We start from the raw sequence: 9,392 nt of genomic DNA, 5'->3' as shown, positions 1-9,392 counted from the left end.
TTTGTATGACTAAAGTAATAAATTATTTGTTACTTATCTCATCATCTTATTAGTTATTAGCTATTAATATTTTATTATGCAAAATATAAATTAAAAGGGATTTGTATATGAAAATTGAAAAAAAGATTATTTCTGTTTTTTGTTATCTTTAGTTTTAGTAATTTCAATAAGTTGTGTTACAGCTGATGATGAAAATGAAACTACAAAAGAAGAAATTAGTAAAGACCAAGGACAAATGTGGTCATCTAATTATGATTTGGTAACAGAAGAAGGCTCTGTAGCTAATGAAATTGATACAGCTTTTGGTGTAGGTGAGACAACTGGACATATAAAAGGTTATCCATCAGAAATTGAAGGTCCTATGACAAAGCATTTAAGAGCTGTTTCAGGGTATACATATGGTAGTGAATATACTTTTACTATTTCAGAAGATGGAGAAATGGATAATCAGAAAATAACAGCTACAATCAATAATACACTAATTGATAATGGAACTGTAACAGATTCATCAACAAGATTAATGTGGATGGCAGATGATGCTACTTATGCAATGGAATGGAAAGATGCTTTAGCTTATTGTGAAATTTTAGAATATGCTGGTTATGATGATTGGAAGTTGCCAGACATAAAAGAGCTTCAAAGTATAGTAGATTATACTGGAGTTTATCCTACAATTGATCATTCTTATTTTAATACAACTCAATTAGAAGAAAAAAACCCTAATTATTATTATTGGTCTAGTACCTCTGCATATTTTAGTACTGAAAATCCATTATATGGCTATGCTTGGTATGTTGCTTTTGGTTTTGCTATAGGGGATACAACAGATTCTCATGGAGCAGGAGCGGTTAGATTTTCTCCAAAAAGTTTAGATAGTAAATTTGTTGGAGAAGGTGGAGATAATGTTACTAATAGTGTTAGAGCTTGTAGAATTGATGAAAATTATTATGATGCAGCATTAAGCAAAGTAACAACAACAGCTCAAAAGTATTCATATAATGATGATGGAGAAATAATATATCCTAAAGAAGGCGAAGAATATTATGGTCAAGATGCAGTTTGTGATACACAAGAATTTAGTTTTACTGATAATGGAGATGGGACTATTACAGATAATGTTACAGGTTTAGTATGGCAACAAACTCCAACTGATGATCATTATTCTATTACTAGTGCATTAGAATTTTGCGAAAATTTAGAAATTGGGAATGTTAGTGATTGGAGACTTCCAACTTTAGAAGAACTATATACTATACAAGACTTTAGTGAAGGTTGGCCTTACGTAGATCAAACCTATTTTAATTTTCCATCAGCTCAATCAATGCCACCTCAAATGGATGGAAAAGGTGGCCCTCAAGGCTTAGATAAAATGGCTTCAACTTCTAATATAAATAAATATAAAAAAATATTTATAAAATTTATTTTCTTCTAAAGTAATTAATAAAGACTCTATATTCTTAATACTTTAGGAGTTTTTTTTATTAATAATCAAAAATATCTTGACAAAAAGTATAAATGGTTTAATACTTACTTAAGCGTTTAAGTAGGAGGTGCTAAATGATTTATGATTCATTCTTTTCAACTGGTAATGAATATATTTCATTAGATCATATAAATAAAAAAGATGCCTCGATTAATAATTTTACTTTATTGCATATGAACTCTAAAGGTTTGTTAGATTTTCGTGGCGAAAAAAAGCCTTTATTAGAAATCTTAATAAAATCTAATGATAAAATAATAGAAATAAATAATATAAAATGGGATATAATTAATTTTTGGATTCCCAAAGGCCTAATTGAAACTGACGAAGAAATAATTGAATTAACAATTTTAACTCCATTAAAACAAAAAGGTTTTGTATATAATATATCGATATATAATAAAACTGATAAAAATAAAGAATATGAAATTAGTTTTAGGGGTGAGTTAAGTTCAGTATATCATTGTGTTAATGAAGAAAAAGAATTTGATGGTAAATATGATGTAAAATATAGTGAATGGAATAAAGGTCCTGTTTTTTCAATTAGTAATGGGTTACCAATACTATCATATGCTCCTATTATAGATATAGCATCTAGCTGGGAATATAATAATGAATTACCAATAGGATATAACTCTGATTCAAAAATAATTATTGAGCCTATAAATAATAAATCTATTTCTTGTTTTATAGGGGTAGGTTTTGAAGAGGTTTCGTCAATAACTTCTGCGATACACATGAATAGACTTGGATTTAATTTCTTGTATGAAGAGATGATTGAATATTTAAATCAATTATTAGTTAAAACAAAAGATAATAAATTCAATAAAGTATTAAATAAGAATTTGATATATACTTTATTCTTTTCTACAGGTTTAACAATTGATACTGAAGAGAGAGTAATAGTAACAAGTAGATCACCAAAGTATTATGTATCTGCAGCTTATTGGGATAGAGATAGTTTATTATGGGCATTCCCTGCTATTGTGAAAGCAGATAAAGAAGTTGCAAGAGAAATAATAGAATATATAGTAACTGTTCAGTCTAAAAATATAGGTATACATAGTAGATTTATTGATGGTACAGTTTTAGAACCTGGGTTTGAATTAGATGAATTATGTTCTTTTATAATAGCCTTAGAGATATATATTGATGAAACAAAGGATTTAACAGTTATACAAGATTATAATGTAATTAAGTTGATTCAAAAAATTTTAAATATATTAGAAACTAAAAAATCTAAATATTTAGGATTGTATGAAACTTTTTTGCAACCTACAGATGATATGAGGGTATATCCTTATTTGACCTATAATAATGTTCTAGTTTATAAATGTTTTAAAATACTGGATAAGATTAAATTTAAAGAAAAAGATTATGATTTTAATATAATGTCAAAAGAATTATATTATTCTATATATAAGCATTGTGTTAAAACTGTAAATGGAGTAAAACAATTTGTTTGGTCTGTTGACGACAGTGCTAATTTTGATATATATGATGAGCCCCCTGGTAGTTTAATTTTATTGCCAATATTTGATTTTGTTTCAGTTGATGATGTAATATATCAGAATACAGTAAATGTAATTAAAGATGAGTCATATGAATATTCTTTTTCTAATAAACCTTTTGGAGCAATAGGTTGTCCACACGCACCTCATCCTTGGGTATTGAGTTTAGCTAATAATTTAAGAGTCTTTCACGATAAGGATTCATTAAATAAGTTGTTAAAAGCAAAAATGGACAATGGTATAGCATGTGAAAGTATTGATGAGGTAACAGGAGAATGTACAACTGGTGAAGCTTTTGCAACATGTGCAGGTTATTTAGCATATTCACTAATATTAGAAACAGATAGATTAAATTAAAGTAAGACATTTTTCTTGACAAGATGAAGAAAGAATAGTTACAATTACTTAAACGCTTAAGTTAAAGGTAGGATTTATGCCAAAAAGACGAATTAATATGAAAGATATAGCAATCGAAGCTAATGTATCAGTAGCAACGGTCTCTTATGTAATTAACAAAAGAAAAGATCAAACAATTGCTCCTTCTACAATAAAACGAGTAGAAGATGCTGTTAAAAAATTAGGTTATGTTCCTAATATGGCAGCAAAATCATTAGTGGAAAATAAATCTTATCTAATTGGCGTTGTCATTCCTCAAACAGAACCTGGAAAGCAATTTATGTTTTCTAATCCATTTTACGGTGAATTGTTATCGAGTATAGAATTTAGTGCTAGAGAAAAAGGATATCATGTATTAATTAGTGGTACTGACATAGATCAAAGTTATCTAGAAATAGCAAATAAAAGAAGTTTAGATGGAATAATAATTGTAGGAATTCATCCTGATGATTATTATGAAAATTTAAAAAATACATCAATTCCTGTGGTTTTAATTGATAGTTATTGTAATAATCTTCCATTTAACTCAATTTCTATAAAAGATAGAGAAAGTGCTAAGTTAGCTATTAAGTATTTCATTAAAAAGGGCCATAAAAAGATTGCTTTTGCTTCAGGCGTTATTAGTGATAATGGAGTTACTTATGAAAGATTTTTAGGTTACAAGGATGCACTAAAAGAAGCAAATATAAAATACAATGAAAATTATGTTTTTTCAGGAACTGTATCTCAAGAATATGGTAAAGAATTAGGTATTTCAATTTCTAGTTTAGAGGATAGACCAACGGCAATTTTTTCAACTGCAGATATTATTGCTTTTGGTTTAATTAATGGATTAAAAAAAGCAAAAGTTAATGTACCAGAAGATGTTTCAATTATCGGGTTTGATGATACTTGGATAGCTAGAGATTGTGATCCTTTACTAACAACTATTAAACAAGATGTTTTTACTAAGGGCAAGAAAGCCGTTGAATTAATTCTAAATAATGATGGAAATAATAAAGAAAATATCGTTTTAGATATTCAACTAATTGAAAGAGAGTCTGTTTTTGAAATAAGGAGGGATAATAAATAAGAAAAATCCCAGATTAGTTTTGAATGGTTTATCTGGGATTGTAGTTGTAAAATATTACTTTACTTATTTAAGTATAGTAAATTCGCTTTTATTTGTATATGGGAAAAAACTAAAAACAAAGAGGATGGTATGAAAAAAAATCGTATTTACAAAATTATAATAACAAGTTTTGTTGTGTTACTATTTAGTTCAATAGTATTTGCACAAGGAACAACAGAGAAAGATGATACAATCATTTTAAAAATGGAACAATATTCAGCTACAAATAGCAATGATTCAGGGCCTGCTTTAGATAAAATGATTGCTGAATTTGAAAAACAAAATCCTAATATTAAAGTTGAATTACAAACTATAGGCTATAATGACTATTTTACTCAGTTACAAAGTAAAGTTGTAGGTGGAAATGCTGCTGATGTGTTTGAGTTAAATTTTGAAAATTTTGTATCATATGCTTCGCAAGATACTTTAGCTGTTTTAGATGGTAAAATAGGGGATACTTCTGGATTTAATAAAACAGCATTAAATGCTTTTGTTTATGATGGTAAACAATATGGAATTCCTAATTCATTTTCTAATGTCTTATTATTCTACAATGAAGAATTGTTTGATAAAGCAAAAATTGAATATCCAAATTCTTCTTGGACCTGGGATGATATAGAAAAAGCTGGTGCAAAAATTTCTTCTTTAGATAAAAATACTTTTGGATTTTATAGACCACTAACTTTTCATGAATTCTATAAAGCTGCTGCTCAAAGTGGTAGTAGTTTGATGAATGAAGATTATACTAAATTTACTGTTTATACTTCTACAAATGTTCAAGTAGCTAAAAGAATGGCTGCTTGGCAAAATGAAAGCAATATCATGCCAACAGATGCACAAATGGGAGGTATGGGTGATTGGGATTTATTTAAAAGCGGTAGATTAGGTATGTTAGTTACTGGAATATGGGCATTCAATGACTTTAGTAATAATTGTTCATTCCCTTGGGATGTAGTTGTAGAACCAGGAAATACTCAAAAAGCTTCACACTTCTTCTCTAATGCATATGTTGTAAGTGAAAATAGTGAAAAAAAAGAGGCTGCTGCTAAGTTAGCATCTTTCTTAGCTGGATCAAAAGAAGCTGCACAAATAAGAGTAGAAGCTGCTTGGGAATTACCACCAGTAGAATATAGTGATGTATTAACACAATATTTAAATGCTACTCCACCTAATAACAAACAAGCCGTATTTGATAGTTTAAATTATTTAGTTACACCTCCTGTTGTTCAACAACAAGCTGAAATGACAGCAATTATTGGAGATTATTTAACTAAAATTGTTTATCAAAAAATGGATGCGAATACTGCATTAATGGAATGTCAAAAAGAATTAGAAGAAAAAATTTCTCTTCAATAAAATTTAATGCCGTTTCTGTTATTGGAAACGGCATTCTTAGGAGTTTATATGTTAACTAATGGAAGATCTGGATGGAAAAAGGCTTTGCCTTTTTTACTGCCAAGTCTTATAGGCCTTATATTATTTTCATTTTTGCCAATATTGATTTCTTTTTTGATAAGTTTGACTAATTGGACAGGCATGTCGAGGGTTAGTTTGACTAGTGGTTTTTTTTCCTTTATTAAAAATAATTTTATAGGATTAAGTAATTTTAAATCTATTGTGACTGATGATGAAGTTTGGAAAGTTATTTCACATAATTTCTACTTTATTATATTATATTTGCCTTTTATGTTGATTTTTTCACTCGGTGAGGCCTTAATAATTAATTCAAAATTTAAGGGTAGTAACACCTATAGAGTTATATTTTATATACCTGTATTAACTAGTTGGGTTGCAGGTTCACTCATTTGGAAATGGCTATTAAGTCCAACTTATGGTCCTATAAATAACGCTTTATTGGCTATAGGTTTGAAAGGATCTTTATGGTTACAAAGTGAAACTATGGCAATGCCTTCAATTGCTTTAGCTTCTATTTGGAAGGACTTAGGCTTTTATGCAATGATTTTTTTAGGTGGATTAAAATCCATTAATCATTCCTATTATGAAGCTGCAAATATAGATGGAGCTTCTGCTTTTCAGCGATTTAGAAAAATCACTTTACCTATGATCTCGCCAATTACTTTTTATGTAGTTATGCTTTCTTTAATAAATGCTTTTCAGTTATTTCCTCAAGTTATGGTAATGACTAAAAATGGTGATGCTGGTCCTAATGGGGCAACAATGGTAATGGTTGAAAGGATATATAAATATGCTTTTAGGTATGGAAAAATGGGATATGCAGCAGCTTTTTCTTGGATATTATTTGTAATTATTTTCATATTTACATATGTACAAAGAAGAGTTGAAAAGAAGTGGGTGAATTATGATGTCTAAAAATAATCGTGTAAATAAAATATTTTATCATATAATAGCAATTTTATTTTCATTTATTGCTTTACTTCCTTTTGTTTGGATGTTATCAACTTCTTTTAAAACTAGTGGTGCTTTATTAGCTATTCCAATTGAGTGGATTCCAAAGAAACCAACTTTTGATGCCTATTTTAGATTGTTCTCTAATGAAGGTATTTTAAGAGCAATGATTAATTCTATTTTAGTAACAGCTGGATCAATATGTGTTAGTCTTTTATCTTCTTCTATGGCAGCTTTTGCTTTTTCAAAGATTAAATTTAGAGGAAGTAATTTATTGTTTTTGATATTTTTATCATCAATGATGATTCCTTCTCAAGTAATATTTATTCCATTATATTTAATCATGAATGAAATTCATCTTACTAATACTTTATTTGCAGTAATCTTACCCTGTGTATTTCAAGCTTTTGCTGTATTTATGTTAAAACAACAAATGATGAGTATTAGTGATACCTATTTGGATGCAGCTTCTATTGATGGAGCAAGTTTAATGAAAATGTTCTTCAATATAATTTTACCAATGTGTAATACTGCATTAGTAACACTTGCAATAATTGTTGGTATGGGTGCATGGAATGATTATTTGCTTCCATTAGTCTTATTAACAACAAAAGATAATTACACTTTGCCAATAATATTGAATTCATTAAATGGACAGTTTTCAACTGAATATAATTTGTTAATGGCAGGAGCTTTAGTTACAATGTTACCTTTGTTAATTTTTTATGCAGTTGCACAAAAATATTTTTCTACTGGTTTACAAATGGGAGGAATAAAAGGTTAATGTTATATTTAGAAAAATCTATAGTCTCAAAAGAGACAGTTAATAGTCTCCAAATCTTAAAATTAGATATTTATGAGAAAAGCATAGCCTTTACAATAAATAAGGAAAAAGGATTATGGGGATTTGGGGAGAGATTTGATAAGCTTAATCAAAAAGGGCTTAATAGATCAAATCATGTATATGAAAAATTTACAAATCAAGGTGAAGAAACTTATTTGCCAATTCCTTTTTTTCTAACAAATGACTTTGGTGTTTTTATTAATACCGATAAAGTGTTTGAAATAGAATCTAAGTTATATGAAGGTTTTAATACAATAAATATCTTTATTAATATTAATCAAGAAGATGTATATATTCTTTTGGGAGACCCTAAAAAACAGCTTAATAAATTTCTTTCATTAAATGAAGAAGTAATATTGCCTCCTAAATGGAGTTTTGGGCCTTGGATGAGTGCAAATAGATGGAACTCACAAGATATTGTATTAGAAATGGCAAAAAAGAATAAAGAGCTTGGTTTCAATCATTCAGTTATTGTAGTAGAAGCTTGGAGTGATGAAGCTACTTTTTACAAGTTTAATGATAAAGAATTATGGCCGAATCCAAAAGAAATGATTAATAGTTTAAACAAAATGGGTTTAAATCTTGTTTTATGGCAAATCCCCGTATTGAAGAAATTAGAAAAAGGTCGTAAAAACTTTATACATGAAAAAGATTGTAAATATGCAATTGAAAATAATCTTGTTGTTAAAAATAATGATGGAACCCCTTATACTATCCCTAATGATAGATGGTTTGAAGGGAGTATGATTCCTGATTTTACAAATCCTAAAACTCAAAAATGGTGGTTTAAAAACAGACAATATTTATTGGATATGGGTGTAAAAGGTTTTAAAACTGATGGTGGTGAATTTATTTATAAAGATGATGTAGTTTTCTTTGATGGGTCAACTGGTAATGAAATGAAAAATAAATATCCATTATCTTATACAAAAGCGTATTATGATAATTTAGGAGAAGATAGGATATTGTTTTCACGGGCTGGATATACTAATTCATGGAGTACTCCACTATATTGGGGTGGCGATCAACTTTCTAAATGGTCTGAATTAAAGCATCAATTAATTGCAGGGTTAAATGCTAGTGTTTCTGGAATTTTTTATTGGGGATTTGATATAGCAGGATTTGCAGGAGAGATGCCTTCAAAAGATCTTTATTTAAGAGCTTTCTTGCTTGGGACTTTTTCTCCAGTAATGCAATGGCATTCAGAGCCGATAGGTGGTCAATTTTCAAAAATTATGAAAAGTAAAGATTCTGTAAATGATAGAAGCCCCTGGAATATAGCAGATTTATATAATGATGATTCAATTTTAACAATTACTAAAAATTGTTGTAATTTAAGAAATAAAATGCTTGATTATATTTATAGCGAAGCAGAATTTTCTAAAAAACATAAAGAACCATTAATGAGACCTTTGTTTTTTGAACATTCAAATGATAAGAAAGTGTTTGATATAGATGATGAATATTATTTTGGTAGGAGTTTGTTAGTGGCTCCAATTGTAGAAAAAGATATTTATAAAAGAAAAATATATTTACCTAAAGGAAATTGGTTCGATTGTCAGTTGAAAAAAGAAATAAAGGGTAATATATATATTGAAAGAGAATACAGTCTTTCTGAAATAGGGCTTTTTGTTAATCTTGATAGTGATTATTCAAAACTAAAGAATATTTTAATTAACTAAC

At 28.3% G+C, this 9,392-nt stretch carries 7 protein-coding genes; all 7 read left to right on the top strand.

All coding sequences use genetic code 11. The annotated features are described in order from the left end of the window. Window positions 1-139 precede the first annotated feature (139 nt). Entirely contained in the window at window positions 140-1,432 is a 1,293-nt protein-coding gene (locus ACPKM0_RS08660; protein ID WP_472475173.1) for an Lcl C-terminal domain-containing protein, read from the top strand. A 125-nt stretch (window positions 1,433-1,557) separates the two neighbouring features. Then, complete coding sequence (locus ACPKM0_RS08655; protein ID WP_472475171.1) at window positions 1,558-3,348, top strand: glycoside hydrolase family 125 protein; 1,791 nt, start codon at window positions 1,558-1,560, stop codon at window positions 3,346-3,348. Between the two features lie 76 nt (window positions 3,349-3,424). Further along, a complete protein-coding gene (locus tag ACPKM0_RS08650; RefSeq protein WP_472475169.1) occupies window positions 3,425-4,459 on the top strand; it encodes a LacI family DNA-binding transcriptional regulator in 1,035 nt (344 codons plus the stop codon). A 129-nt stretch (window positions 4,460-4,588) separates the two neighbouring features. After that, window positions 4,589-5,854 (top strand): ABC transporter substrate-binding protein, encoded by a 1,266-nt coding sequence (locus tag ACPKM0_RS08645; RefSeq protein ID WP_472475168.1) that lies wholly within the window; start codon window positions 4,589-4,591, stop codon window positions 5,852-5,854. A gap of 48 nt (window positions 5,855-5,902) precedes the next feature. Beyond that, window positions 5,903-6,829: a carbohydrate ABC transporter permease gene (locus ACPKM0_RS08640; RefSeq protein WP_472475166.1), complete on the top strand. Its 927-nt coding sequence runs from the start codon at window positions 5,903-5,905 to the stop codon at window positions 6,827-6,829. Further along, entirely contained in the window at window positions 6,822-7,649 is an 828-nt protein-coding gene (locus ACPKM0_RS08635) for a carbohydrate ABC transporter permease (protein WP_472475164.1), read from the top strand. Before ACPKM0_RS08640 ends, ACPKM0_RS08635 begins: the two co-directional genes overlap by 8 nt. After that, window positions 7,649-9,391 carry a glycoside hydrolase family 31 protein gene (locus tag ACPKM0_RS08630; protein ID WP_472475162.1) on the top strand — a complete coding sequence of 581 codons (1,743 nt, stop codon included), beginning with the start codon at window positions 7,649-7,651 and terminating at the stop codon, window positions 9,389-9,391. The genes ACPKM0_RS08635 and ACPKM0_RS08630 overlap by 1 nt, the downstream gene beginning before the upstream one ends. Window position 9,392: the final 1 nt, after the last annotated feature.

Source organism: Pleomorphochaeta sp., from assembly GCF_050031695.1.
GTDB lineage: Bacteria > Spirochaetota > Spirochaetia > Sphaerochaetales > Sphaerochaetaceae > Pleomorphochaeta.
Note: the sequence above shows the minus strand (reverse complement) of the source record. Positions and strands in the feature narration are given on the sequence as shown.